Consider the following 616-nt stretch of genomic DNA (forward strand, 5'->3'; position numbering starts at 1 on the left):
CACGGTTGATGGCAGGTTTTATGTTAGGCTATGACATTTTTTATTGCATCCATGTTGGACCTCCTCCTATCTTTTTCCATTTATCTTGCTGTTTAGCTAATATAATAAAACTTCCATGTGCAGTTACATCAACAGGTAAGTAATCATATTGTACATAGACTACAGCACTATCGGCTGAAAATAAGGGCATAGAAAATATATAACATTTCTTAACTTTTCTTCCACTAGGTTTTTTAGCTGCTTCTATAGAGAAAATATCTGCATTAGGAATGGCTTTCTTTTCTATGGATACTTCTTGTGGATGAAGCAACTGTTGTTTAATATGCAGGGTATCAAGCCTTGTGAGTTTATACTGTTCTGTATATTCAAATCCGCTAGCAATTATAACCTCATTTACATGATGTACTCCGCTATAATCAGGAGCAGGTGGTGGCATTTCTATTCCATTTTCATCTCTTTGAATTGGAAAATAGATGAATGGCCTAATTTCTTCCGCAATGGGCGTTTTTACATCAAGAGAATCCTGCATGACTGTCGCCTCTATTATAGCGCTTATTTCATCTTCTTTTTTTATCTGGGTAGCTTGACATGAAAGCAAAACCAATGATAGAAAGAG

The 616-nt window shown here is 35.7% G+C and carries 1 protein-coding gene; it reads right to left on the minus strand.

Going from position 1 to position 616, the window contains the following annotated elements; genetic code table 11:
• Positions 1-40 precede the first annotated feature (40 nt).
• The coding region (locus tag Q0590_RS37460; RefSeq protein WP_302042808.1) for a hypothetical protein at positions 41-616 on the minus strand (576 nt) is incomplete at its 5' end.

It is taken from the genome of Rhodocytophaga aerolata (assembly GCF_030503435.1).
Lineage (GTDB): Bacteria > Bacteroidota > Bacteroidia > Cytophagales > 172606-1 > Rhodocytophaga > Rhodocytophaga aerolata.